Below are 26,757 nucleotides of genomic sequence, written 5' to 3' on the forward strand. Positions count from 1 at the left end.
ACGATTTACCTTAGGAGCACAGCATGACCAACAAAATCATCCTTGCACTCGAAGCAGAGCAGATGACCAAAGAAATCCCTACCTTCGCCCCAGGCGACACTATTGTCGTTCAGGTGAAAGTGAAGGAAGGCGATCGTTCCCGTCTGCAAGCGTTCGAAGGCGTTGTAATCGCCAAGCGTAACCGCGGCGTGAACAGTGCGTTCACCGTTCGTAAAATCTCCAACGGTGTTGGCGTAGAACGTACTTTCCAGACCTACTCCCCGCAGATCGACAGCATGGCTGTTAAACGTCGCGGTGACGTACGTAAAGCCAAGCTGTACTACCTGCGCGACCTGTCGGGTAAAGCAGCTCGCATCAAGGAAAAACTGGCTTAAGTCCAGCTTCCGATGCAGAAAAAAGCAGCCTACGGGCTGCTTTTTTGTTGCCTCGGATTTACCGGTTCCATCTCACACGCCTCGTTCAATGAAGCTGCCTGTTTCTTGATCTGGCCGGCTATGAAAGACTAGTGCACCTTTACCGTCTATTTGCACGCAGCGCGAAAACTGCCTGCCCTGAGCATCCATGCCTGCCATCGACCATCCGCTGATTGATCAATTCCTCGACGCTTTATGGCTGGAAAAAGGCCTGTCCGACAATACTCGCGACGCCTATCGCAGCGACCTCGCACTGTTCAACGGCTGGTTGCGGGAGAAGAATCTCGAATTGATCAATGCCGGTCGCGAGTTGATCCTCGATCACCTGTCGTGGCGTCTGGAGCAAAATTACAAGCCACGCTCGACCGCGAGATTTCTTTCCGGGGTGCGTGGCTTTTATCGTTATCTGCTGCGGGAAAAACTGATCAGTGTCGACCCGACCTTGCGCGTCGACATGCCGCAACTGGGCAGGCCGCTACCCAAGTCGCTGTCGGAAGCCGATGTCGAAGCGCTGCTCAAGGCGCCGGATCTGAGTGACGCCATCGGCCAGCGTGACCGCGCGATGCTGGAAGTCCTGTATGCCTGCGGCCTGCGCGTGACCGAACTGATCAGCCTGACGCTGGAGCAGGTCAACCTGCGCCAGGGTGTCCTGCGGGTGATGGGCAAGGGCAGCAAGGAACGGCTGGTACCGATGGGCGAGGAGGCGATTGTCTGGGTCGAGCGTTATATGCGCGATGGCCGTAGCGAATTGCTCGGTGGCCGCCCCAGCGATGTGCTGTTTCCCAGCCAGCGCGGCGAGCAGATGACCCGGCAGACGTTCTGGCATCGCATCAAACACCAGGCCAAGGTCGCCGGGATCAGCAAGTCGCTGTCGCCGCATACGCTGCGCCACGCGTTTGCTACGCACCTGCTCAACCACGGCGCGGACTTGCGCGTGGTGCAGATGTTGCTCGGGCACAGCGACCTGTCCACCACGCAGATCTATACCCACGTCGCCCGCGCTCGCTTGCAGGACTTGCACGCCAAACACCATCCTCGCGGCTGAACACAAAACCCTGTGTAGGAGCTGCCGAAGGCTGCGATCTTTTGATCTTGCTTTCGTTCACAAAGCCAGAATCAAAAGATCGCAGCCTTCGGCAGCTCCTACGGAGTGAGATCGATGTCTTGTGTCAGGCGCATTCGGCCCTCGCGGCCTTATGTGTTAGGCTTTGCCGGTTTGCACGATGGACGGTTATGACCCGGTGTTTCGCACGGGCGTTCTGATCGTTTCATTGGCCCGCCCTCAGGAGTACTCATGCGTCTGACCCAGATTTTCGCCGCCGCCGCTATTGCGCTGGTGAGCACCTTTGCCGTCGCCGACGACGCGGCCAACAAAGCCATTCGTCAAAGCCTGGAAAAACTCGAACTCGAGGTTCCGGTCGAAAGCATCAGTGCCAGCCCGTTGCCGGGCATGTACGAAGTCAAACTCAAAGGCAGCCGCGTGCTTTACGCCAGCGCCGATGGCCAGTACATCGTGCAGGGCAACCTGTACCAGCTCGAGAACGGCAAACCGGTCAACCTGACCGAGAAGACCGAACGCCTGGGCATTTCCAAACTGATCAACGCCATCCCGGTAGCCGAAACCGTGGTCTACCCGGCCGTGGGTGAAACCAAATCGCACATCACCGTGTTCACCGACACCACCTGCCCGTACTGCCACAAATTGCACGCTGAAGTGCCCGAGCTGAACAAGCGCGGCATCGAAGTGCGCTACGTGGCGTTCCCGCGCCAAGGCCTGAATTCGCCGGGTGACGAACAGCTGCAAGCGGTGTGGTGCTCCAAGGACAAGAAAGCCGCCATGGACAAAATGGTCGATGGCAAGGAAATCAAGGCCGCCAAGTGCGATAACCCGGTTTCCAGGCAATTCGCCCTCGGTCAGTCGATCGGCGTGAACGGTACACCGGCCATCGTTTTGGCCGACGGCCAGGTCATTCCGGGCTACCAGCCTGCGCCACAAGTCGCCAAACTGGCGCTGGGCGCGAAGTAATTCGCATCGTCACGGGCAGCCGTTGACGATCGTGGTCCGGCAGCAACAGCGCCGGGCCATCAACAGAGAGCCGCGAGCACGCGGTTGTTTTCCGGCCGACCCTGCGTCGGCCGTTTCATGGGGAGTTCACAGTGAATCCGGTCAAAGTAGGCATCTGTGGGTTAGGGACCGTCGGTGGCGGTACCTTCAACGTACTTCAGCGCAACGCCGAGGAAATTGCTCGTCGTGCCGGGCGTGGAATCGAAGTGGCACAAATTGCCACGCGCACGCCAAAGCCTCAGTTCCAGACGACCGGTATTGCGATTACCAACGATGTCTTCGAAGTGGCCACGAACCCTGAGATCGACATCGTCATAGAGCTGATGGGCGGCTACACCGTTGCCCGCGAGCTGGTACTCAAGGCCATCGAGAATGGCAAGCATGTGGTCACCGCGAACAAGGCCCTGATAGCCGTTCACGGTAATGAGATTTTCGCCAAGGCACGCGAGAAAGGCGTGATCGTGGCGTTCGAAGCAGCGGTGGCCGGTGGCATTCCGGTGATCAAGGCTATCCGCGAAGGCCTGTCCGCCAACCGCATCAACTGGGTGGCGGGCATCATCAACGGCACCGGCAACTTCATCCTCACCGAAATGCGCGAGAAGGGCCGTACATTCGAAGACGTGCTCGCCGAAGCGCAGGCGCTGGGTTATGCCGAAGCCGATCCGACCTTCGACGTCGAAGGCATTGATGCCGCGCACAAGCTGACCATTCTGGCGTCGATTGCGTTCGGTATTCCGCTGCAATTCGACAAGGCTTACACAGAAGGCATCACCAAGCTGACCACCGCCGACGTCAACTATGCCGAAGCGCTGGGCTATCGCATCAAGCACCTCGGTGTGGCGCGCAGCACTGACGCCGGCATCGAGTTGCGCGTACACCCGACGCTGATCCCGGCCGATCGCCTGATTGCCAACGTCAACGGCGTGATGAACGCAGTGATGGTCAACGGTGACGCCGCCGGTTCGACCCTGTTCTACGGCGCCGGCGCTGGCATGGAGCCGACCGCTTCGTCGGTGATTGCCGATCTGGTTGACGTGGTTCGCGCGATGACTTCGGACCCGGAAAACCGCGTGCCGCACCTGGCCTTCCAGCCGGACTCGCTGTCGGCGCATCCGATCCTGCCGATCGAAGCCTGCGAAAGCGCTTACTACCTGCGCATTCACGCCAAGGACCATCCCGGCGTACTGGCTCAGGTGGCGAGCATCCTGTCGGAGCGCGGCATCAATATCGAATCGATCATGCAGAAGGAAGTCGAAGAGCATGACGGCCTCGTGCCGATGATCCTGCTGACCCACCGTGTGGTCGAGCAGCGCATCAACGATGCGATCACTGCCCTGGAAGCTCTGGCTGGCGTCGACGGCCCGGTTGTACGGATCCGTGTCGAACATTTGAACTAAAAGCAGCGGCAAGCTTCGAGCTGCAAGCGGCAAGAGAGAAGCAGTCTGGCTTTTACTTGCGGCTTGCAGCTTGAGGCTTGTAGCTCAAACCAAAGGTTTGCCCTTATGCGTTATATCAGTACTCGCGGCCAGGCCCCGGCCCTGAATTTCGAAGAGGTCCTGCTGGCCGGTCTGGCGACCGATGGCGGTCTGTACGTCCCGGAAAATCTGCCACGTTTCACTCAGGAAGAGATCGCTTCCTGGGCCGGCCTGCCGTATCACGAACTGGCCTTCAGGGTGATGCGCCCGTTCGTCACCGGCAGCATCCCGGATGCCGATTTCAAAAAGATTCTTGAAGAAACCTACGGCGTGTTCGCTCACAGCGCCGTTGCGCCACTGCGTCAGCTCAATGGCAACGAGTGGGTGCTGGAGCTGTTCCACGGCCCGACCCTGGCGTTCAAGGACTTCGCCCTGCAACTGCTGGGTCGTCTGCTCGACTACGTGCTGGCAAAGCGCGGCGAGCGCGTGGTGATCGTCGGCGCCACTTCCGGTGATACCGGTTCGGCGGCTATCGAAGGCTGCAAGCACTGCGAAAACGTCGACATCTTCATCCTGCACCCGCACCAGCGCGTCTCTGAAGTGCAGCGTCGGCAGATGACGACGATCTTCGGCGAGAACATCCACAACATCGCCATCGAAGGCAACTTCGATGACTGCCAGGAAATGGTCAAGAACAGCTTCGCCGACCAGAGTTTCCTCAAGGGCACGCGTCTGGTGGCGGTGAACTCGATCAACTGGGCGCGGATCATGGCCCAGATCGTTTACTACTTCCATGCGGCCCTGCAGTTGGGCGGTCCGGCGCGTTCGGTGTCGTTCTCGGTCCCGACCGGCAACTTTGGCGATATCTTCGCCGGTTACCTGGCGCGCAACATGGGCCTGCCGATCAACCAGTTGATCGTGGCCACCAACCGCAACGACATCCTGCACCGCTTCATGAGCGGCAACCAGTACGTCAAGGAAACCCTGCACGCGACCTTGTCGCCGTCGATGGACATCATGGTTTCGTCGAACTTCGAGCGCTTGCTGTTCGACCTGCACGGGCGCAATGGTGCGGCGATCGCCGGCCTGATGGACTCGTTCAAAAAGGACGGCAGCTTCAGCGTTGAACAAGAGCGCTGGACCGAAGCGCGCAAACTGTTCGACTCGCTGGCGGTGGACGATGCGCAGACTTGCGAAACCATCGCCGAAGTCTACGAGCAGAGCGGCGAAGTCCTTGATCCGCACACGGCGATCGGTGTGAAAGCCGCGCGCGAATGCCGTCGCAGTCTGGACATCCCGATGGTGATTCTCGGGACTGCCCATCCGGTCAAGTTTCCTGAGGCAGTGGAGAAAGCGGGTGTAGGAAAAGCGCTCGAACTACCTGCACATCTTTCTGATTTGTTTGAGCGAAACGAGCGCTGCACGGTTCTGCCAAACGACCTGAAAGCCGTGCAAGCCTTTGTCAGCCAGCATGGCAACCGCGGCAAGCCACTCTAAGCCGGTAAAAGCTGTCACATTTTGAAGCCCGTCTCCTGACGGGCTTTTTTGTTTCTGCTGCCACACTGCTCGGGTTTTCACCCACGAAGGACGGGTGAGTCGATCACGAAGGAAATGGCAATGCGGTTTTACAGAGGTTTGAAACCGGCACTGGGCTGGTTGTTTTTGTTGGCGGTGCTGGGATGGATGCACAACGGCGTGGCAGCGCAAATGGCACTCGATCAGGCGAATGCGGCAGTCAATGTGCAGGCTGTCGAACTGGATGCGCACGAGCGGCAATGGATCCGTGACAACCCCAAAGTGACGGTGGCATCGGTGCAATATCCGCTGTACCTGTTTCAGGACGAACACGGCCAGTGGAGTGGTCTGAACAACGATGTACTCAAGCGCGTCAGCGCGATGACCGGCCTGCAATTCGAGCACCAGGAATCGTTCTCTACCGACCATATGCTGGATCGCCTGCAAAGCGGGGTCGCGGACATCAGTACCACGTTGGCCATGAGTGATGAACGCAAGACCTTTCTCGATTTCAGTCATGCTTTCGGAGGAGCCGGCTGGGTTTTTGTCGGACATGCCAGTACCCCGAGGGTGGAGTCTTTCGAGCAACTGGCGAAGCGCGTTCTGGTGCTGCCCACCCGCCATGCCCTGGAGGATGTGATCCGGCGCGATTATCCCACGATTGAAATACGCTCAGTGAAAACCTACGCCGAAGCGCGGGCGCTGGTCGAAAGCGGTGAAGCCTACGCAACCATCGAAAACGAAATCGGCGCGCAGCTCTATCCGTTGGGAATGCTCAAGGTAGGCGCACTGGTGGAGGGCAAGTGGGAAGCCGATCACCTGGCTGTACGAAAAGGCATGCCGCAGCTGCTGAGTATTCTCAACAAGGCGCTGGAAGCTTTCCCTGCTACGGAGTTGCGGGCGATCCGTCTCAAATGGCTGCAAGGCATTTCGCCGCCGCCCGTGCCGTCCATCTGGGAACGGCTGGTCGAGTGGGCATGCTGGGCGATGGGGGTGATCGGCGTTTTCGGAATACTGTCGCTGGTGTGGAACAGGCGCCTGGCGGCGGTGATCAAGTTGCGCTGTGAAGCGGAAAAGGAGCTGGGTGATCAGCTGGCTTTTCAGCACGCCCTGATTGATTCCATGCCGGATCCGGTGTTCGTGCGCGATCTGCAGGGGCGCCTGATCATCTGCAACCGCAGTTACGAAGAGGCGCTGTCGGTGCGCCTGGATCAGATGCAGGGGCGTTTGCTGATCGAGGTTGACGCGTTTCCCGAAGCCACCGCGCGGCTGCTGCACGATGAGTTCATCGCGCAGTTGCAGACCCGCAAGTCGCGCTTCAGCAAGCGCCAGTTGCTCTTCAATGGCGGGCCGCGGGAGGTCTATCAGTGGACGGTGCCGTTTTACAGCGGCGACGGAAAATTGCGCGGCCTGTTGGGTGGCTGGACCGACATCACTCAGCGTAGGACCGAGAGCGGGTGCCGCTGTCTGCAGTAAAGAAGGGAAATGTCCTGCAAGACGTGGCTACTTTTCTGATGGGAGGCTTAAGACGCCTGCCCTAGAGTGAACGACAACTGCGGTGAGAGTCCGCGATGATCGCTCCAGAGGTCGCCCATGCGCTCGCTTAAAGTCCTGATTCTTGAACCCAACCCGTTCCAACTGATGGCGTTGCATCAAATGCTCAATGCCATCGGCATCTACGACGTACTGACCGCGCCTTCGCTTGCGTCAGCCTTGTGTTCACTGGGGCATCGCGGTGCGGTCGATATCGCCATTTGCGATCCGCAGCTCAAAGGCGGAGATGGCCTGGCCTTGATTCATCACCTGGCCGCGCACCGTGAGGCGCGTGCGTTGATCCTGCTGGGCTCGGTCGCGCAGAGCTTGTTGAATGATCTGGAACCGGTACTCCGCCAACAACGCCTGCGCCTGCTGGGGCGGCTGCAAACGCCGGTCTCGGCGGTGCTGATGAGGGGGCTGCTGGACAACTATCTGATCTCGCCACCGGAACTCATCGAGGCCTGAAGCCGGCGGTTGTTTTTCTGTCATCTTCGCCGTGCATGCTCTGTCAGACGCGGACCCGCAAGATCGGGACGCGACAGGCAGAACTTTCTTCTCGGGCCGGTGGTCATTTAATGTGAACACGCCCCAGGCACTGTGTTTTCGGACTATTGAGTGGAGATCGAGATGGAAAGTATCAGTCTATTGCTCGGTGAGGCTCTGAGCCCGTATCAGGTGACGCTGACCCCTCGCGGCAGCCATGGTGAATGTCTGGTGACGCTGAAGAACAGCAGCGGCGCCATTGTGGTGGAACGCGAATTCAATCAGGCCCAGTTGAGCGACAAGCGCTTGCTGACCGACGTGGTGGACGGCCTGCACCGTGACGTGATGATCGCCGAAGGGCGGCTTGAACCCTGCGTCATCGCGGCGTTGCGCAATGCGGCTCTGGACAAGCGTCCGGCCCTGTAAAGATGAAAAATTTTTTGTGGGAACCTTCCTGCATCCTTGTCAGTCAGACCCCATAACAGCGAGATCAAGCATTGTGCTCCGGTGCTTGTCGCTTGCTGCTACGGGTCTCGAAGCAGACCACGTTTAACCCCGAGTCGTCTCCCCACTTCTCGGGGTTTCTTTTTGCCTGGTGTTTGCTCAAAGCGTGGCTTGTTGCTCGAAAACCACAGCGCCCAGCGCTGCTTATATGGCTCCGTCTTCACGCAACCGGGCGATTTGCTCAGCGTCGTAACCCAGCTCACCCAGCACCTGCGCATTGTGTTCGCCAAGCCGCGGTCCGACCCATTCGGACGAGCCCGGCGTTTGCGACAGTTTCGGCACGATGCCGGGCATCTTGAAATCCTTGCCGTCCGGCAGCTTGGCATGCAGGAACATCTCCCGTGCCAGGTATTGCGGATCGTTGAACATATCCTCGGCACTGAAGATCCGGCTGACCGGTACGTCGGCCTGGTTGAGCAGATCGAGGACAGTCTGCAGAGGCAACGAATTGACCCAGCGATCAATCACGCCATACAACTCGTCGCGGCGAGTGTCGCGGCCGTCATTGCTTGCCAGTGCCGGGTCATTGGCCAGATCTTCGCGGCCAATCACCTGCATGAAGCGTTTGAAGATCGCATCACCATTGGCGCCAATCTGCACATGCTTGCCGTCGGCGCTGGTGTGGATCGAAGAGGGCGTGATGCCCGGCATGATGTTGCCGCTGCGCTCGCGGATGAAACCGAAGACGTCGAATTCCGGAACCATGCTTTCCATCATCGCGAAGATAGCTTCGTACAGCGCGACGTCGACGACTTGGCCCAGACCGCCATTGACCTCGCGATGACGCAGCGCCATCAGCGCACCAATCACGCCCCACAGCGCGGCAATCGAGTCGCCGATGGAAATCCCGGTACGCACTGGCGGCCGGTCTTCGAAACCGGTGATATAACGCAAACCGCCCATGGATTCGCCGACCGCGCCGAACCCGGGCTGGTCTTTCATCGGCCCGGTCTGGCCAAAACCGGACAGGCGCACCATCACCAGTTTCGGGTTCAGTGCATGTAGGGTTTCCCAGCTCAAACCGAGTTTTTCCAGTACGCCGGGGCGGAAGTTTTCGATGAGGATGTCGGCTTCGCCCAGCAGCTGTTTGAGGATCGCCAAACCGTCGGGGTGTTTCAGATTGAGGGTCAGCGACTTCTTGTTGCGCGCCTGCACGAACCACCACAACGAGGTGCCTTCGTACAACTTGCGCCACTTGCGCAGGGGGTCACCGCCGTCCGGCGATTCGATCTTGATCACTTCAGCGCCGAACTCGCCACAAATACGCGAGGCAAACGGCCCGGCAATCAACGTACCCAATTCAATGACTTTCAGACCCGAGAGCGGTTTGCTGGTGAACGGCATGCGAAATCCTGTAGGACAAGGCTGAGCGGATAGAGGGTTTTAACATAGCCGGCTGTCAGACGCCGCAGCTTGATTGCCATCAATTCGATGATTGCCTGTGGCATCGGTTAGACTTGCCGACTTTCCTCGTATCAAGAAGCCCGTTCATGGCCCAGCCGTCCACTACCTACAAATTCGAACTGAACCTCACCGACCTCGACCGCAGCGTCTACGAGAGCGTCAAGCAGACCATCGCCCGTCATCCTTCGGAGACCGAAGAGCGCATGACCGTGCGGCTGCTGGCCTACGCGCTCTGGTACAACGAGCAGCTGTCGTTCGGCCGTGGTCTGTCAGACGTGGACGAACCGGCCTTGTGGGAAAAGAGCCTGGACGACCGTGTCCTGCACTGGATCGAAGTCGGCCAGCCGGATGCCGATCGCCTGACCTGGTGCTCGCGCCGCACCGAACGCACCAGCCTGCTGGCGTACGGCAGCCTGCGCGTGTGGGAGACCAAGGTGATCCCGGCGATCAAGAATCTGAAAAACGTCAACATCGCTGCCGTCCCGCAGGAAGTGCTGGAGACCCTGGCCAAGGACATGCCGCGCGTTATCAAGTGGGACGTGATGATCAGCGAAGGCACGATCTTCGTCACCGACGACCGCGGTCAGCACGAAGTCCAGTTGCAGTGGTTGCAAGGTGAGCGCGGCTGAGGTCGCAACACCGCTGATATTTCCCACGAATCAAAGAGAAGCCTCCGTCGCCCCATGCGTATCGAACCTCGTCAACTGCCTGCCACGCTGCCTTTTCTCGGTGATCTGCCGCCACTGCTGACCCGTCTGTATGCGGCGCGGGGCGTGCAATCGGAAGCGGAGCTGGACAAGAGTCTGGCGCGCTTGATCCCGTTTCAGCAGCTCAAAGGCATCGATGCGGCAGTAGACCTGCTGGTGACGGCGCTGGAACAACGCCAACGCATTCTGATCGTCGGCGACTTCGATGCTGACGGCGCCACCGCCAGCACTGTCGGTGTGCTCGGCCTGCGCCTGCTGGGCGCGGCGCATGTCGATTATCTGGTGCCGAACCGTTTCGAATACGGCTATGGCCTGACGCCGGAAATCGTCGAAGTCGCGCTGACCCGTGAACCGCAATTATTGATCACCGTCGACAACGGCATCTCCAGCGTCGAAGGCGTCGCGGCGGCCAAGCGCGCCGGGCTGAAAGTGCTGATCACCGACCACCACTTGCCCGGCGATGAACTGCCGCAGGCCGATGCGCTGGTCAATCCGAACCAGCCGGGCTGCGAGTTTCCGAGCAAGGCGCTGGCCGGCGTCGGGGTGATTTTCTATGTGTTGATGGCCTTGCGCGCGCGTTTGCGCAGCCTCGGCTGGTACCAGAGCAAGCCGCAACCGAACATTGGCGAACTGCTCGATCTGGTGGCGCTGGGCAGCGTCGCTGACGTGGTACCGCTGGATGCCAACAACCGCATTCTGGTGCATCAAGGTCTGGAACGGATTCGTGCCGGGCGGGCGCGGCCGGGGATCAAAGCGATCCTTGAAGTCGCCAAGCGCGACGCGGCGCGGATCACTTCCACCGATCTTGGCTTTATCGTCGGCCCGCGCCTCAATGCGGCGGGGCGTCTGGACGACATGAGCCTGGGCATCGAATGCCTGCTCACCGGCGACGCCAATCTGGCCCAGGAGATGGCCGCGCAACTGGACGGCATGAACCAGGATCGTAAATCCATCGAGCAGGGCATGCAGCGTGAAGCGCTGGCGCAGCTCAAGGATCTGCCGGTCGAATCGATGCCGTTTGGTCTGTGCCTGTTCGACCCGGAGTGGCACCAGGGCGTGATCGGCATCCTCGCCTCGCGGATGAAAGAGCGCTATTTCCGCCCGACCATTGCCTTCGCCGATGCCGGTGATGGCATGCTCAAGGGCTCCGGGCGTTCGGTGCAGGGCTTCCATATACGTGATGCGCTGAGCGTGGTCGCGGCACAGCATCCCAACCTGATCGCCAAGTACGGTGGCCACGCGATGGCGGCCGGTCTGACCTTGCCGCAGGAGAATTTTCCGCTGTTCGCCGAGGCATTCGACGCCGAAGTGCGTAGGCAACTTCGCGAGGAAGACCTCACCGGGCGCATGCTGTCGGACGGCACGCTGGCTGTCGAAGAGTTCCACCTCGAACTGGCCCGCGCCTTGCGCCATGCCGGGCCGTGGGGGCAGCACTTTCCGGAGCCGCTGTTTCATGGCGTGTTTCAGCTGGTCGAGCAGCGCGTGGTCGGCGAGCGGCATTTGAAAGTGGTGCTGAAAAGCGAATGCGGCTCGGTGAAGCTCGATGGCATCGCGTTTGGCATTGATCGCGATGTGTGGCCGAACCCGACGATTCAGTGGGTCGAGTTGGCCTATAAACTTGACGTTAACGAGTTTCGTGGCAACGAGACTGTGCAGTTGATGATTGCTCATATCGAACCGCGTTAAGCCATTCGCGAGCAGGCTCGCTCCCACAAGACTGCACCGTACCTGTGGGAGCGAGCCTGCTCGCGAAGCGTCCTCACACACCGAATTACTCTGAACCCTCCGTCATCCTCGGTTGTCGACTAGGCTCTAAGCACTGCTTGATTGGCCTTGTGACGTCTTGTCGAATTTTTTGCCCGCGGGGGCGGGTGTTGCACCCTTTTTCTGTCACTCGTCGACTTTTCAAACAGAACCCTGGAGCCTGCCCACTGATTCGAGAGGTGCCCCATGAGTCTGCTGCTTGAACCCTTTACCCTTCGCCAACTGACTTTGCCCAACCGCATCGCCGTGTCGCCGATGTGCCAGTACTCCAGCGTCGACGGCCTGGCCAACGACTGGCATCTGGTGCACCTGGGCAGCCGCGCGGTGGGCGGTGCCGGTCTGGTGTTTACCGAAGCCACGGCGGTCACTGCCGATGGGCGCATCACCGCCGAAGATCTCGGTCTGTGGAACGACGAACAGATTGCTCCGCTGCAACGCATCACCCGTTTTATCACGGCCCAAGGCGCGGTCGCCGGCATTCAACTGGCCCACGCCGGGCGCAAGGCCAGCACTCACCGGCCATGGATCGGCAAGCATGGCAGCGTCAAACCCGAAGATGGCGGCTGGACCCCGGTCGGGCCATCGCCGATTGCGTTCGATCCTCAGCACACGCAACCGAAACAGTTGGATGAAGGGCAGATCGCCGAAGTGATTCAAGCCTTCGTCGACGCGGCCAAACGCGCGCTGACGGCCGGTTTCAGCGTGGTCGAGGTGCATGCCGCGCATGGCTATCTGCTGCATCAGTTTCTCTCGCCGCTGAGCAATCAACGCCGCGATCAGTACGGTGGTTCGTTCGAGAATCGTATCCGTCTGGTGCTGGAAGTCACTGAAGCGGTGAGGGCGGTGTGGCCAGAAGAATTGCCGGTGTTTGTCCGCGTCTCGGCGACTGACTGGGTCGAAGATGGCTGGAATCCAGACGAGACCGTGGAGCTGGCGCGGCGTCTGCACACCCTCGGCGCGGATCTGATCGATGTTTCGTCTGGCGGGACTGCGGCCAACGCGGAGATTCCGGTCGGCCCGGGTTATCAGACGCGTTTCGCCGAGCGTGTACGCAAAGAGTCAGGCATCGCCACCGGCACTGTCGGAATGATTACCGAGCCTGCGCAGGCCGAGCACATTCTGCGCACCTGTCAGGCCGATATCATTTTCCTCGCCCGCGAGCTGCTGCGTGATCCGTACTGGCCGCTGCACGCCGATGATGATCTGGGCGGGCGCAAAGCGGTGTGGCCGGCGCAGTATCAGCGCGCGACCCATCGGGATCAGCCGATTCATGAATCGGATTTGCGTGATTGATTGAAGGCTGGAAAGCAAAAGCCCCGAGCCGGTGATGGTCGGGGCTTTTCTATTCGGCCCAAGTTTGCGTTTCCCAGGCGGGCCTTCGCGAGCAGGCTCGCTCCCACAGTAGGAATGCGGACCCCTGTGGGAGCGAGCCTGCTCGCGAATGAAGCCAGAACAGCCGCCTTAGAACCTCAAGGATATTTACGCTTGTCCGGCGCCGGCGGGAAATACTGGTACAGCCAGGTCTCGCTCAACGTGCGGTCATTGGTGCGGATGAACAGGCGCAGTTCCACTGGCTCGACGCTGTCATTGGTCGGGTACCAGTCGAACAGAATTCGATAACCCTTGATGTCATCCAGCACCAGCACGCTGAAGTCCTGCACCTTGCCGTTGGAGCAAGTGATCACCGGCTCGATCCCAGTGCCCTGTGGCAGGCGCTCGAGGCCGCCACCGGTGAAGTCCACGGCAAAGCGCCGGGCCCAGACTGGCGGGTAGTGCTCACCCGGCGCCCAGCCCTCAGTGAAGCCGCCCATGCCCGAACGCGTCGCATGCACCCGTGCCAGTGGTGTGCCGACCGGTGGCAGCGCGCTCCAGTACAGCTTGTAACCGTAATTCAGCGAATCACCGGCAGCCACCGGTTTCTTCGGCGTCCAGAACGCGACGATGTTATCCAGCGTCTCGCCGGTTGTAGGAATTTCCAGCAGATCGATAGAGCCTTCGCCCCATGCGGTTGTAGGTTCTACCCACAGGCTCGGGCGTTTGCTGTACCAGTCGACAGTGTCCTGATAGTTGGCGAATTCGTGGTCGGTCTGCACCAGGCCAAAGCCCTTTGGGTCCTTGTCGGCAAATGCGTTGAATTGCAGCGTCGCCGGGTTGTTCAACGGACGGCAGATCCACTCGCCATTGCCGCGCCACATGGCCAGGCGATCGGAGTCGTGGATTTGCGGGTGAATGGTGTCGCACATGCGCCGTTCGTGGGTGCCGCAGCTGAACATGCTGGTCATCGGCGCCACGCCGAGTTGTTCGATGGTGGTTCGAGCGTTGATGTGCGCGTCGATTTCCATGACCACGCGCTCGGCCTGGCAATCGATGTCGAAGCGATAGGCGCCGGTGGCGCTCGGCGAGTCGAGCAGGGCGTAGACCACAAAGCGCGTGGCGTTCTTGTCCGGCGTCTCGAACCAGAACTTGGTGAAGTCGGGAAACTCTTCGCGCTTCTTCGCGTACGTGTCGATGGCTAGGCCGCGTGCGGAGAGGCCATATTGGCCAGTGGCGTCGACCGCGCGGAAATAGCTGGCGCCGAGAAACGACACCACATCATGGCGATCCAGCTCCGGCGCCTTGAACAGTTTGAAACCGGCGAAACCCAAGTCGCCCTTGAGCTGCTGGGTGTCGACCGAAGTGTTCTCGTAATTGAACAGCGCTGGACGGAAATGCACTTCGCGAGCCATGCGCGTCTTCGGATCAACGCTGTACATGCGCACCGGTTGACGGAAACCCATGCCGACGTGGAAGAACTGCACGTCCAGCTGGCCTTTGTTCTCCTTCCACAGGGAATGCTCGCCGTCGTAGCGGATCGCGTTGAAATTCTGTGGAGTCATGGTCGCCAGAGTCGGCGGCAATACCTGTTTCGTATCCTGATAGGCATTGCCGGCGAGCTGCTTGGCCTGACGCTTCAACGACTCGAAATCGAAGGCCTGAGCCTCGCCATCGGCGGCGCCACTATTGGCCGCCCAAGCGCGAGCGGCCAACAGGCCCGACGCGGAAAGACCGGTATAGGCCGCAATGGCCATGGACGCTTTGAGCAAATTCCTGCGGTGCATAAATACAACCTGTCGTGTGCAATCCCGCGCCTTTCCTGGCACGTGTCGGATCGGAAATTACGGTTCGGTCATGCCTTCGGCCAAACGCAACGGACTATAAACAGATGCCCGCTAGCTTAATCGGTTCGATTGTCGGGCAAAAAGCCTTGTTTGCATCGCGTCATCTGGCAATGAAACAAGACATGTCTGTAATTTTTCTGACAGGGCTCTCTGATTTAGAGGGCATATCTGCTTTTTTCGATTAATTACTCTAAAAACCACTTTTCAACGCCGATTTAATTCCTATTCTATGGGCAAGACCGGATACAAGCCTTCGTGCCGGCAGGGCACACGACGCTGCTCGTAGAGGCAGGGCGATGTGAGGTTCAGCAGTTTCTTGACTCAATAGAGAAGGACATCGTCCATGGCAAAAATACAGGGCATCACCGAAATGTTGGGCATCTTCCCTTGCTTGGGCGGCGGGCGCAGAAGACGCCGCCTCAATTCCGAAGAATTGAAGCTGGTGGAACGTTATCGAGAGCTATCGGAGAGCGACCGGATCGCCATGCGTTATCTGGTGGATGCGATGAGGAGTGTTTCGCGGTTTTAGCGCTGAAGCAGGCACCGTGAAAGCCATTTGGCTTCCACGGTGGACGGATAAATCAACCTGACCTGTGGCGAGGGAGTTTGCTCCCTCGCCACAGTTTTTTGGCAGCAACGGGATGATGCCGTAGGAAATGGGAGTTTTTCAGGAAGGTCGTATCTGTAGGAAATGCCTGTTTTTGTGCAGGCATCAGCGTGACCACCCCTAGCAGGTGTTTTTTCCGTTATTTGTTTGATCTTGCGCGTCGCTGCAGATGCTCGGCCCTTGGTTTCAGGGCTTAAGAGATTGTCATGAATAACGGAGAATTCGATGAAAGTATCCCTCAAGCAGATCAACGGCCCTTGGGATCAGGGCTGGGTGCTGGACAAACACATGGTAAGTAGTACCTTTCTGGGCAACGATGATCGCGGACACCCATGTTTCGATAATCAGCGTACCGAGATAGGTGAGGCAACCTACCAGCTCAAGTACCAGAAGGATTGGAACCAGGTCGGCCCACTTGCTCAAGCCGTAGCGACGAATGTGTTCCCCAGACTGGACCAGGTCGGGTTTGTAGTGCCTATGCCGGCTTCGAATATCCGTCAGCGACAACCGGTGACTGAGGTTGCCCTTGCGTTGGGACGAATCATCGGGCGGCCGGTTTTTTCGGATTTGCTCAGAAAGGCGGCGACGGGAAAGTCGCTCAAGGATCTGCGTTCCAAAGCAGAGAAAGTTGCTGCAATTGGCAACAGTTTTAGCATCAATGATGAAATCACTACTGATGGGCGCTGGAATGTTTTGGTAGTAGATGATCTGTTTGATAGTGGGGCGTCGATGGACGCTGCCTGCGCCGTTTTACGTAAATATCCAAAGGTCGGAAAGATCTACGTAGCGGCACTAACCTGGAAATGAACTCAATGACCACTGTATTTATTGCTGGCTCTATCAACATCAAGAACCTTGATCCAAAGGTTAAAGAGCGCATCAATAATATCGTTGCGTCTGATTTTGAGGTGGTGGTGGGTGATGCGGGTGGCGCTGATAGCTCCATTCAGGAGTACCTGCTGAGTCTCGAAGCTTCCAGAACAACGGTGTTCTGCAGCGGCTCGGTGCCCAGGAATAACCTTGGGCAATGGCCCGCCAGGCCCGTGGCCTCAAAACATACCAAGGGATCAAGAGCCTTTTTCACCGAAAAAGACGTGGTCATGGCCGAAGCGGCTGATTATGGCTTGATGATCTGGGATGCCAAGAGTACCGGTACGCTCAGCAATGTCATTGAACTGTTATCGCGAAAAAAGAAGTCGCTTGTATTCGTCAACAAGGAAAAGCAATTCAAAGTGGTCGGGGATGTCAGCCAGCTCGAGGAGTTGATTGCAGTCATGTCCGACCACGCCAGGCAAAAAGCCAACGAAAAAATCAGGCTGTTCGATCGTATTTCCTTGTTGAAACACGATCAGGCAGAGCTTTTATTTTGATGATGGTTTTTTGTGATCCCGGCACTGTGTAGTAGCCGGGGCGAAGGGCCTTGCAACGTACTCGAAATGCCTCTGTTGCGGAACATCAATAAAATGACGGTTTGACGCAGGGTCAGCAGCAGGGGTTAACCATCGTTGGGTTTGATTGATTGTCTGGAGTGTACATCCCACACGGCTGCTGGTTGAGCAACATCTCGAAGCACACTCGCGGGGCGGGTTGGGGCACTTTCGAACTAGGCTGAGGGCCTTAGATCCGGATAACCCTTGTTTGGAGACGGAACATGAACACCCGTGGATTGCTCGATCAACTGCTCAAGTCCGGGCAGGAAATGCTGCAGAACAAGGCCGGCGGCGCTTCCAACAAATCGGCTGCCAGCGGACTTGGCGGCTTGCTCGGTGGCTCGTCAGGCTCCAGCAGCCTCGGCGGCCTGCTCTCAGGCGCGGGTGGCGGCGCATTGGCCGCAGGCGCGATGGGCCTGCTGCTCGGCAATAAAAAGGTCCGCAAGGTCGGCGGCAAAGTCGCCCTCTACGGCGGCCTCGCCGCGCTGGGCGTCCTGGCCTACAAGGCCTACGGCAACTACAACGCCCAAAAAGGCAGCGCACCACAACGCGAACCGCAAACCCTCGACCGCCTGCCACCCGCTCAAGTCGAGCAGCACAGCCAAGCAATCCTCAAAGCCCTGGTCGCCGCCGCCAAAGCTGACGGCCACATCGACGAGCGCGAGCGCGAACTGATCGAAGGCGAATTCACCAAACTCGACAACGACCAGGAGCTGCAACACTGGCTCCACGCCGAACTCAACAAACCCCTCGACCCCACCGACGTCGCCCGCGCGGCGAGTACTCCGGAAATGGCGGCGGAGATGTACATCGCCAGTGTGATGTTGGTGGATGAGGAGAGTTTTATGGAGAAGAGTTATCTGGATGAACTGGCTCGGCAGTTGAAATTGGAGCCGGGGTTGAAGGTGGAGTTGGAGAGGCAGGTGCGGTTGGCGGGGGCGGATAGCGTGTAATCGTAGTGGCGATCGCCGGGCATCAGCAGGCGGTTGCCCTTTTACGTTAGCTAGACTTCATGCGTTACAGTCGTTCTCGTAACGGCGTTGAATCGATCCTTGTCCCGATGGCGGACATTGCTCTTGCGACTGGCTCTGTACATACTTTTGGTACTATCCGCGTAATAGAGCTGGCAAATAGATCACTGGCAATCGGTGATTAGCGCACTGACTTCGTCGCCAGATCGGTGTTATTCAACAGTCGACCGTTGAGGTCTGAGTCGGCGGGCCTGCCGTCGAGCAAGTTTCCTTCTGCTAGAAGTATTTGAATGGGTATGTGTCTCCCGTGATTATTATTGAACCTTTTTCTGTATATACGTTGTTGATGTTGTTGATAACCAGCTGTAGGTTGGTTGGGTTTTGAAAAAGATGATAGAAGAGTTCGAAGTAAAGATAATCTTCGATCAAACTTGCTGCTAGGTTTGGATGGATGTTCAGAAGTTCATTGAAAGTCGGGTAATCAACTATCGCAAGCTCGGGGATGTCCGCATAGCCTTGCTCGGTATCGTCAATCCTGCATTCCGAAATAAACGTGTTTGCAATAATTTCAAACTCTCTTGGGAAGTCGCCGGGCTTGATTTGCAGTATGTAGGGCTGAGTCTTGATCGTAACCGCCTCTCCGAATCCCAAGCTTCTATAAGATACGGTATTTGGATTGACTGCGTTGCCCGAGCACTTAAATATCATGGTTTTGCTTTCGCTTTTATAGTTTGGTTGTCGAGATTTACCCGAAAGGAAACTCGTCTTGCACTAAAGGTCTGAGGCCTTTCCCCAAATTAATTGCGTCGGCATCGGCATCGGCATCGACTGCGAACGCACACTGTTTTAGCGTAGTGGGTTGCTCGAACAAATTTTGTCATCGGTTGCTGAGAAAGCAGCGCCGCTACACCCTATGGATTAGCCAATTTCAGGTCCACTGCTTTCCGCGTATACTCCTGGTTTGTAAAGTCTGCATCAGATTTTTTTAACTTTATGCAGCGTGTGATCTAAAATTTTTTCAAGGCCGCTCCAGGTTTTGGCGGTGTCGGTGTATATTGGAGATTCCCAATCTTGATTTGCAATTAATGAAATTCTAAAAGAGCCATTTTTGCTAAATTCTGGATACCATCCGATGTCTATTGTTTGTTTGGGAATGCTGCCTGTAAAAGATCCTCTTTCAGGTTGTCTGAGATCAGTGCGATGTCGTAATCGATTAGGTTGGATAGTTCGTCGTAAATTACTTTTCCGCCGAGATTTATTATTGTTTTAAATTTCATGGTTTTTTGCGTTTAATTGCGAGAGTAAGAAAAAGGGGGGCGGATTTGTATTCGGTTTGTAGAGAATAAATCTGTCCTCTTTTGCTCGGTCCCTTTTGCTCGTGTAAGGCATGATAAACCGTGTTCTGTCCTGAATGTAATTGAGCGAATTTGGTTTGTTAAGAGTATTGGATCGTCTAATATCCGTATATTGGGTCAAAATAAGATAAGGAGGGTGATTTTTTTTCCAGTCTTCCGAGAACTCATCCCCTTTTTTGATTTTCTGTAGAATTCATTTTTTTAGCCGGCTCCGGGAGCAGTCGCTTTGCGTCTTCTGGTGCTGTTCCTGCATCTAGTTTTGAAAGTAAAAGCGTCAAGCCTATGCTTCAATCAGATTTTCTGGATAACCAATTTCATTGGATGGATCTGAGATTTTATATGCGTAGGTGCCAACTGCACCTATGTGGCTGTATTTCGCTGATTTTTTAACCCAGTATGGCCTCAAGCCTTGGCTTCAAGTTCCAATGACAGTTTGCCGAAGTTGACGCTACGTACGCTACCGTGTTGGGCCATGTATATCGCAACCCAGGGATCGGCCTTTGCTCGTTTAGGGAACTCGACTTTCTGCGAGTTTTAAGTTTGGCGATCTTCAGTTCTTATAGCTTTTAAACATGTTTTGAATACGTTGAGCGATAGTTGAGACCAATGCCATGCGAGAGCTCAGTAACCATAAGCGGGAACAAAATAAGAAAGTGGTGGGCGTGTTTTTTTCCATTCTTCCGCAAATAGAAGACCTTGCTTGATGGCTTCCTTGGTCATTTTTTCAGTGATTTTTGGGAGCATTCTTTCGCCGTCTTCAGCTGCTGTCCCGCCACCCTCGAATTTAGACAACAGATAGGCTAGTCCATAAGCCTCAATCAAGTTTTTTGGGTAGTCTAGATCGTTTGGTATATGGGCTACGCTGAGGGCGTAATTACCAACCGCGCTGACGTACCCGCCTTCGGCCGATTTTTTTAACCAATAAGCAACTTCTTCTTTGTTACCTCCATGTTCAAATAAATAGTTGGCATAAAAATACATTGCTTTGGGATATCCACCTTCAGCTGACGCTTTGTACCATTTTTGAATGGTTTTTTCGCGGCTACCTGGAACGATGAACCATCCTTCCCCATCTTCGTAGATTCCTGCGAGTGTATTCTGTGCTAGAGGATCACCTGCCTCCGCTGCCATTTCTAACCAACTGAATCCTTGTTTGGTTATGAATAAAACGGTCATTGCTTCAGTATCGTTGTTCTTAGCTCGTTCCTGAGCTATTTGTATTGCTTGTTCTCGCCATTCGTCTGCACTCTTACCACCGCAGCTTTTCATTTCATTACAGATATCACTCTTGCTGCTTAGTCTTAGCATTGCGTAAAGGTTGCCCTGTTGCGCAGCTGCTTCATACCATTTTCTTGCTTCATCAGTCGTGTATCGGTTGCTCAGCCGAATCGCCTCTGCCAAGTAATATTGGGCTGTCTCGTCACCAGCAATAGCAGCACTTTCTAGTAAAGGTTGAGAGTCGTACCAGTCGCTTTGCTGATACAAAATTAGTCCTCTCTCTTTTTTCGACTGCTGTTCTTGTGTTAGTTGCGCAGAAGCTGAGTAGGGAAAAAGGACGGATAGAAATAAGCATAATATGATTTTAATCAATGTTAGGTCCTTTATAGCTTGCTTTTGTATCTTGGATTGGAGCGAAAGCCGGGCCCTTATAGATGGCGTTGTACTCACAGTGTCCATTTAGTCGGGCGCCTAATCTCGCTACATGCTCGCGATAAATCCTTCTTGAGTCGTTACTGACCTTATCCAGAGCCTTAACTCGTTCAGCCATAAATGAATCGAGCTTGAATTTGTTTTTACAATATGTAAGCCCGGCTTGCGGTGATCGCAATCCATCCCGATTCATACGTATAATTGCCTCTTCGAACTGCAAAGTAGCGTTGGGGTTGGATGATATCCACCCTAAACACCGTTCGATCGCTCTCTGCTGTAGTTGATATGCCTCGTCTTCCTTTACGCTTTTATTGTCTTGGTCTTCTTCTATTGAAAAAGGTTCAGGAGATGAGCTAAGGGTCAATAGCAACGGTCCAAGTGCCTGTGGCTGCAAGTTACATACCCATTCCTGCATCTCTTTCTGCTTTTTGTCGGTGACGATTGAGTAAGCAATCGATCCCCCACGCCCACCCTCAGTCAGCGCATCAAATATCCCTTTAACAATGGCATATCCACGCACATAGGCAAACGCCACATCGATACCAGTGGCGCCGAGGAAGCTTAGCTTTTGCAGATAGTCCATGGCTTCCCCATCGACCCACTCAAGATCCTTGTATTGGTTCGCGGCCATTTCCTGTCGCACCAGTTCCGTCAAGGCCACGATGCTGTCGTAGCCGACTTCAAAGGTCAAATACCCTTTGACGCCTGCGCCCCAGACCAGCGCGCCCTTGATCGATAACAGCAGTAGGCCGTTTTGCATCCGCAGGTGCATGTCGCCGGTGTAGCCGGCGCCGATGGCTACGGCCACTTCAACTTCCAGTTTGGCCAAAGGGCGCCACTGGTTGGCTGAAATGCGATTGGGCACGGGAGCAGGAGGGAGGACGCTTGGGGGAGGGCTCCAGAACAGTTTGCCGGTGACTTTGCACCCGGCCTGGGCACCGGCAAATACTTCAAACTTGGCCAGCTCCCCGGATTTTTCGGCCATGTCGACGCCGACTAGGCTGGTGTAGCCGGTTTTTTGATCCAGGGTCAAATCGCGCGAAAGCATGAGGCTTGCGCCAGCGAATCCCCAAGCCTTGGCTTCCAGATCCAGAGACAGTTTGCCGAAGTTGACGCTGCGCACGCTGCCGTCATGAGCCTTGTATTTTGCGATCCAAGGATCAGCTTTTGCCCGTTTCGGGAATTCGACTTTGAGTAAGCTAACTTCCCCGCGCCACGCTGTTACATCCAGTGCAACTTCTACGTTGGCAATCTGAGGGGATCCACTTTTAAGAGTGGGGCCTTCCATTTTGACTTCGGACAGCAAGTTGGCGCTTTCCGGAAGTAAGCATCGAACGAGTTGGGCTTGGGGGCTGTTGTCGAACAGCATGAGATTGCGCAGCTGTTTATCTTCGAAAACCATGGCTTTCAGATTTTCGCCCCAGGCTTGGCGTTTGGCTTCGGCTTTTAGGCTTTCGACCTTGTAGCCTTTGGCTTCCAGCGCCGCGAAGAACTTATCAGGCACAAACAGTCCATTTTCATCGAACCATGGTCCCTTTTCATCGAATTGGAGCGCGCCTTCCTGTTCCAGCCAATCGCTGAATACCCGATCGTCATCGGCCTCTTTGGCAATCGATTTTGGCAGGCTGGTCGCAAGCTCCTTGAGTTGGCCTTGGAATGCGTTACCACTGATTTGTGCCAGATGTTTCAGGCTGATGTGGTTAAGGATCGTCGTTGATGAGGCGCTGCTAAGTTCACGCAGAGGTATGTTGGTTTTGGCCAGACGTTCGATCGGCTTTGGTTTATAGCTTTCCGCTTCCCACAGGAACAGGCGGGGTGGCTTGAGCCCACGTACACGCGCCTCTGCAGTGATCTGGATTCGCTCTGCCTCGGTATTCAGGTCGTACCACTGCTTTTGCAAACTGACGAACAGAACGCCGGGCGGTGCGGACTTGCCGCCAGTGGCCGACACCCATTGAGAGTAACGCTCCTCGATTTTTTTCTCGAGTTCATCGCGTTTGTTGGTCAGCTCGATAAACGCCTGAAAATCCTCGCTGCCGGTGTATTGGTCGTCAGGGCTGAGCGCAAACTCGGGAACTGCGATCCCGCATTCGGCAACCTCTACGATAGCATTTATGTACGTTGACATCAGATCTTTCAACGCCAGGATGTTGAGCTGAACACCCCTTAGCTTTTTTTTGTCGATCTCGCCGGTTTCGATCAGCTTTTTGTGAAGCGCCTTGTACTCTTTCAGGTGCTCCCAGGCCGAAGCGACCTTGCCGGTGCCAGGGTCAAACATTTTGTAGCCGTGGGCTTTCGCCTTGTCGCGTTCTTCAATGTATTTGTCAATTGCGTCACGCGCCTTCAAGGCACGCGGGGTATAAAGAACGCCGTTTTCCCGTTTGTACCCCAGTGTCTTTGCTTTCGCATCGGAGACTTTTTCCAGCGTCTGCATGTTTTGCTGATTTTTCTCGATGCGTTTTCCGGCATGGAACATCTCACGTTCGGCATGCATTACCGCGTCGCTATCACCTTTAGCCTTTGCCGCTTCCCAATCCTTGCGGCACTGTGCTTTTTTTGCAGTGTCCTCGGGGATTGCCGCTTTCGACTCCACATAACTGGAGTGTTGCTCACCTTCTAGGAAAGCTTCCGGACCCGGAGTGAGGAAGTAGTCCATCAACCCTGCATCGGCGATGTTGCTCATGCGGGCTGCTTTATCCGTGTCTACGGTTTTCTGCTTGAGTAGGCTGACGCTTTCCTTGAGTTTCTCGGACGTGCGCTTGGGCAACAGCCAGAAACGGCGCTGACCGGTGACGTAGATGATGTCGTCATAGCTGCTGCTGCAGCCCGGCTTCTTGTCTTTGCAGAACGTTTCCGCGTCGGCAGTCTTTTTTGGCGGATCGGCCGGAATGACAACAGGGGGCTGTTCGGATAGGGATGTTTCTTCGGACGTACCTGTCATCTCAGACTTCCAGTCGTTGTACTTTCTCGAATGCTGGCATGTCGCTGCTCAGCAAGTTCATGACGTCAGTGCGCGCCTGCAACGGGCCTTGGTTTAGATTCGGCAGCAGGCGCTCAAGATGACGTCCTTCTTCAATGCCGTGATCCACCAGCAGTTGCAAATTATCGGCCACGCCAGACAGCTGCGAATCCGTTAAGCCAGCAGCGGACTCGGCGTTCCGCAGCCGAATCCAGTACCACCAGCGGATCTCATCGAACGCTATCAGTGTGTCGCTCGTTAGATGCAGCGGATATTTTTGTTCGCCATTGGAGGCATCAACTTTTTCTATTTGTTCCCAAACACGCCAGTGTTGATCGTCGCTGTGGGCGGGCGGGGTGTAAACGCTGTCCCAAGGGCCGAACAGAGGTCGGGCGGGTACCGTCAGCGCCAGCGCGCTCCAGAACGCCGGGTCGTAGTAGCGAGCCAGTGAGTCACCATGAGCCGGGTCGTTCATGCGCAGGAGGCGACGAGCATGCAAGAGCACGGTCTCCGGTTTTTCACACGAAGTGAGCAGAATACCGGCTCGGTTGTCGCGGCATAGCTCAAGGGCTTGGGCGGCGGCAGGACTTCCCGCTATCAGTTGTAGCCAGATCGGACTGACATCATTCATTTCGGCAAACGGCGTGTCCTGAAACAACTTCTCAACACCATTCAACCCGGACTGTTGGTAAAGCTTTTCCAGAGCCCGAGGCTGGCGAACGCTGTCGATGATGGCATACAGGGTGCGGTTTCCGGTGGTGCCCAATGGCGTCGCGGCCACGGATTTTTCCAGGAAGTGACTTAGCCATTCAGACATGGACAAACCTCACGCGAGCAAGCGCCATTGGCTTGCTTTCCACAAATCGGAACAAGGGGCAGGCCTTGAATGCTTTTTCGTACAAACGGGTTCGCCATAGGTGGCACTGTTACCTGCCCCGCCTTATCAGCATCAGCCTGTTTTAAAGGCCCCGGCATCAACGGCGCCGCACCAGTCCCGCTTCCCGGGCTGCCTCCGGAGTTCATGTTGATCACCGGCCCGCTCAGGGTCACGCCGCCGGCGTCGATCTTGATGAAGCTGCCGCCACCCACCAGCGTGAGTTCGGCACCAGCTTCCATCACCACTTTCATGCCGCTGCTCAGGTGGATTTCCTGGCCGGCGTCGATGAACTGGCCGGTGCCGATCTTGATGTGCTGATTCACACCGACGGTGAGGTGGTCGTTGGCGCGGGTTTCTACTTTGCGGTCGGCGTAGACGGTGTGGTGTTCTTCGGCCTTGAATTCGCTGTAGCTGTTCTGTTCGACGGTGTCGTGGCGTTCGTTGCCGACGCGGATCTTCTGGTCGTGCTCGATGTTTTCGTCCCAGTCGCGCTGGGCGTGCAGGTAGATTTGTTCCTGGCCTTTTTTGTCTTCGATGCGCAGTTCGTTGTAGCCGCCACCGCCCATCGAACTCAGGGTTTTGAAGGTGCTGCGGGTCTTGTTTGCCGGCAGTGGGTAGGGGACGGTGTTTTCCTTGTGGTACAGGCAGCCGCTGATCAGCGGTTGATCGGGGTCGCCTTCAAGGAACGTGACCAGCACTTCCATGCCGATGCGCGGGATGGCGATGCCGCCGTACTGGGCGCCGGCCCAGGCGCTGGAGACGCGCAGCCAGCAGCTGGTCTTGTCGTCGGCCTGGCCTTCGCGGTCCCAGTGAAACTGGACTTTGACCCGGCCGTACTCGTCGCAGTGGATTTCTTCACCTTTCGGGCCGGTGACCACCGCGCTCTGGCTGCCGAGAATGCGCGGTTTCGGGTGGCGCAGCGGCGGGCGGTTGGGCACGTCCCATGGCGTGGCCTGGAAGCGGTTGCGGTAGCCCTGATGGAAATCGTCTTTCAGCGCCGTGGTGTCGCTGGTCACCGACTCTTCGAGCACTTGCGGCTGCTTGCCTTCGTGCAGGACTTCGGTGAGCAGCCAGAGGTCGTTCCATTTGGCTTTCGGGTGTTCGGTCAGGGCGAGGAAATGACCGCTGACCAGCAGTGGCTGATCACTCTTGCCTTCGGCCAATTGGAAGTCGCTGCGGTGGCGTTCGAGGGCACGTTTGGCCAAATGTTTGCCGCGCTCGCGGTCGATGAAACGGCCCGAGTAATCGTAGTCTTCGAGGTCGGGGAGGGCGTCGCCACGGTTTTCGCTTTCCAGGGTCAGGCGCGGTTTTTCGAAATCGTAATCGCGGCGGGTGGTGCGGCTGGTGCGGGTTTCCAGGCGCAGGTCGAAACGCTTGATCACCGGGTTGCTGGCGACCATGCCGGAGTCTTGCTGATAGGGCACCGGCTTGAGCTTCGGGAACACCGTTTGGTCATCGCCGAACACCAGCTTGTGCGCGTTGGCGCTGTGCTGGAAGTGGAAGTGAATGCCTTCCTCTTCGCACAGGCGCTGAATGAAGTGCAGATCCGACTCGTCGTATTGCACGCAGTAGATGCGCTCGGGATAAATCGAACCGGTCTTGAATTCGTAGGCGTTGCTCTGGATGCCGTGCTCTTCCAGCACCAGGCCGATGATTTTCGGCACGCTGAGGTTCTGGAAGATGCGCTGGTTGATGCGGTGCGCGAGGTACGCCAGTTGCGGGCGCAGGGTCACCGAATAACGAGTCAGGCGCTTGCCGGAATCGCCTTGCGCGGCGCGGTAGATCTGGCCATGGATGCCGCTGCCGTCAGGCGACAGCTGCAGAAAGGCCGGTTTGTGCAGCAGGGTTTCGAGGTCCAACGACGGCTGCTCACTGACCAGCTCCACCTCGAAGACAAAAGGCTGGCTGATGGCTTCCCGGCCTTGCAGGGTAAACACCTGAAAG

General features: G+C 56.6%; 22 protein-coding genes. 15 read left to right on the forward strand and 7 right to left on the reverse strand.

The genetic code is table 11. The features are described 5' to 3' along the window. Window positions 1-23: 23 nt before the first annotated feature. From rplS to GXB78_RS15220, 8 genes are all read left to right on the forward strand, one after another. Entirely contained in the window at window positions 24-374 is a 351-nt protein-coding gene (gene rplS / locus GXB78_RS15185) for a 50S ribosomal protein L19 (RefSeq protein ID WP_003175895.1), read from the forward strand. A 187-nt stretch (window positions 375-561) separates the two neighbouring features. Continuing rightward, the gene (gene xerD, locus GXB78_RS15190) at window positions 562-1,458 is read left to right on the forward strand and encodes a site-specific tyrosine recombinase XerD (protein ID WP_329515956.1); all 897 of its coding nucleotides are present in this window, start codon (window positions 562-564) and stop codon (window positions 1,456-1,458) included. 249 nt (window positions 1,459-1,707) lie between these two features. Then, window positions 1,708-2,439, forward strand: coding sequence for a bifunctional protein-disulfide isomerase/oxidoreductase DsbC (dsbC, locus tag GXB78_RS15195; RefSeq protein WP_329515957.1), 732 nt, complete (start codon window positions 1,708-1,710; stop codon window positions 2,437-2,439). 131 nt (window positions 2,440-2,570) lie between these two features. Beyond that, window positions 2,571-3,875, forward strand: a complete 1,305-nt coding sequence (locus GXB78_RS15200) for a homoserine dehydrogenase (RefSeq protein ID WP_024011722.1) — start codon at window positions 2,571-2,573, stop codon at window positions 3,873-3,875. 105 nt (window positions 3,876-3,980) lie between these two features. Then, window positions 3,981-5,390 (forward strand): threonine synthase, encoded by a 1,410-nt coding sequence (thrC, locus tag GXB78_RS15205; RefSeq protein WP_329515958.1) that lies wholly within the window; start codon window positions 3,981-3,983, stop codon window positions 5,388-5,390. A 120-nt stretch (window positions 5,391-5,510) separates the two neighbouring features. Then, entirely contained in the window at window positions 5,511-6,884 is a 1,374-nt protein-coding gene (locus GXB78_RS15210; RefSeq protein WP_329515959.1) for a transporter substrate-binding domain-containing protein, read from the forward strand. Window positions 6,885-7,001: 117 nt separating this feature from the next. Continuing rightward, window positions 7,002-7,409, forward strand: coding sequence for a response regulator (locus tag GXB78_RS15215; protein ID WP_129999847.1), 408 nt, complete (start codon window positions 7,002-7,004; stop codon window positions 7,407-7,409). Between the two features lie 162 nt (window positions 7,410-7,571). Further along, window positions 7,572-7,853, forward strand: coding sequence for a DUF3509 domain-containing protein (locus GXB78_RS15220; protein WP_016771530.1), 282 nt, complete (start codon window positions 7,572-7,574; stop codon window positions 7,851-7,853). 222 nt (window positions 7,854-8,075) lie between these two features. Here GXB78_RS15220 and GXB78_RS15225 read toward each other — a convergent pair whose 3' ends face one another. After that, window positions 8,076-9,275 (reverse strand): CaiB/BaiF CoA transferase family protein, encoded by a 1,200-nt coding sequence (locus tag GXB78_RS15225; protein ID WP_329515960.1) that lies wholly within the window; start codon window positions 9,273-9,275, stop codon window positions 8,076-8,078. Window positions 9,276-9,421: 146 nt separating this feature from the next. Between GXB78_RS15225 and GXB78_RS15230 the strand changes: the two genes are divergently transcribed. The 3 genes from GXB78_RS15230 (at window position 9,422) to GXB78_RS15240 (ending at window position 13,099) form a co-directional block, all read left to right on the forward strand. Continuing rightward, complete coding sequence (locus GXB78_RS15230) at window positions 9,422-9,964, forward strand: YaeQ family protein (RefSeq protein ID WP_007908961.1); 543 nt, start codon at window positions 9,422-9,424, stop codon at window positions 9,962-9,964. 54 nt (window positions 9,965-10,018) lie between these two features. After that, complete coding sequence (recJ, locus tag GXB78_RS15235) at window positions 10,019-11,728, forward strand: single-stranded-DNA-specific exonuclease RecJ (protein ID WP_329515961.1); 1,710 nt, start codon at window positions 10,019-10,021, stop codon at window positions 11,726-11,728. A 264-nt stretch (window positions 11,729-11,992) separates the two neighbouring features. Next, the gene (locus GXB78_RS15240; protein WP_329515962.1) at window positions 11,993-13,099 is read left to right on the forward strand and encodes an NADH:flavin oxidoreductase/NADH oxidase; all 1,107 of its coding nucleotides are present in this window, start codon (window positions 11,993-11,995) and stop codon (window positions 13,097-13,099) included. A 176-nt stretch (window positions 13,100-13,275) separates the two neighbouring features. Here GXB78_RS15240 and GXB78_RS15245 read toward each other — a convergent pair whose 3' ends face one another. Then, on the reverse strand, window positions 13,276-14,904 hold the full coding sequence (locus tag GXB78_RS15245; protein ID WP_329515963.1) for a glucan biosynthesis protein D: 1,629 nt from the start codon (window positions 14,902-14,904) through the stop codon (window positions 13,276-13,278). Between the two features lie 403 nt (window positions 14,905-15,307). Between GXB78_RS15245 and GXB78_RS15250 the strand changes: the two genes are divergently transcribed. The 4 genes from GXB78_RS15250 to GXB78_RS15265 all read left to right on the forward strand — a co-directional run bounded on the left by GXB78_RS15250 (window position 15,308) and on the right by GXB78_RS15265 (window position 17,954). Further along, entirely contained in the window at window positions 15,308-15,493 is a 186-nt protein-coding gene (locus tag GXB78_RS15250; RefSeq protein ID WP_016771524.1) for a hypothetical protein, read from the forward strand. Window positions 15,494-15,796: 303 nt separating this feature from the next. Further along, on the forward strand, window positions 15,797-16,378 hold the full coding sequence (locus GXB78_RS15255) for a ComF family protein (RefSeq protein ID WP_329515964.1): 582 nt from the start codon (window positions 15,797-15,799) through the stop codon (window positions 16,376-16,378). Between the two features lie 5 nt (window positions 16,379-16,383). Beyond that, window positions 16,384-16,941 (forward strand): hypothetical protein, encoded by a 558-nt coding sequence (locus GXB78_RS15260; protein WP_042606925.1) that lies wholly within the window; start codon window positions 16,384-16,386, stop codon window positions 16,939-16,941. A gap of 281 nt (window positions 16,942-17,222) precedes the next feature. Continuing rightward, window positions 17,223-17,954 carry a tellurite resistance TerB family protein gene (locus GXB78_RS15265; RefSeq protein WP_329515965.1) on the forward strand — a complete coding sequence of 244 codons (732 nt, stop codon included), beginning with the start codon at window positions 17,223-17,225 and terminating at the stop codon, window positions 17,952-17,954. Between the two features lie 294 nt (window positions 17,955-18,248). Here GXB78_RS15265 and GXB78_RS15270 read toward each other — a convergent pair whose 3' ends face one another. The 5 genes from GXB78_RS15270 to tssI form a co-directional block, all read right to left on the reverse strand. Further along, a complete protein-coding gene (locus GXB78_RS15270; protein ID WP_329515966.1) occupies window positions 18,249-18,680 on the reverse strand; it encodes a hypothetical protein in 432 nt (143 codons plus the stop codon). Between the two features lie 1,268 nt (window positions 18,681-19,948). Continuing rightward, complete coding sequence (locus GXB78_RS15275) at window positions 19,949-20,917, reverse strand: tetratricopeptide repeat protein (protein ID WP_329515967.1); 969 nt, start codon at window positions 20,915-20,917, stop codon at window positions 19,949-19,951. Beyond that, entirely contained in the window at window positions 20,910-23,918 is a 3,009-nt protein-coding gene (locus tag GXB78_RS15280; protein ID WP_329515968.1) for a hypothetical protein, read from the reverse strand. Before GXB78_RS15280 ends, GXB78_RS15275 begins: the two co-directional genes overlap by 8 nt. 1 nt (window position 23,919) lies before the next feature. Continuing rightward, window positions 23,920-24,753, reverse strand: a complete 834-nt coding sequence (locus GXB78_RS15285) for a DUF4123 domain-containing protein (protein ID WP_329515969.1) — start codon at window positions 24,751-24,753, stop codon at window positions 23,920-23,922. Next, window positions 24,738-26,757, reverse strand: a 2,020-nt coding sequence (tssI, locus tag GXB78_RS15290; protein WP_329515970.1) for a type VI secretion system Vgr family protein, incomplete at its 5' end; no start/stop codon positions are given. The genes tssI and GXB78_RS15285, both read right to left, overlap by 16 nt.

This window comes from Pseudomonas moraviensis subsp. stanleyae (assembly GCF_036283065.1).
Lineage (GTDB): Bacteria > Pseudomonadota > Gammaproteobacteria > Pseudomonadales > Pseudomonadaceae > Aquipseudomonas > Aquipseudomonas stanleyae.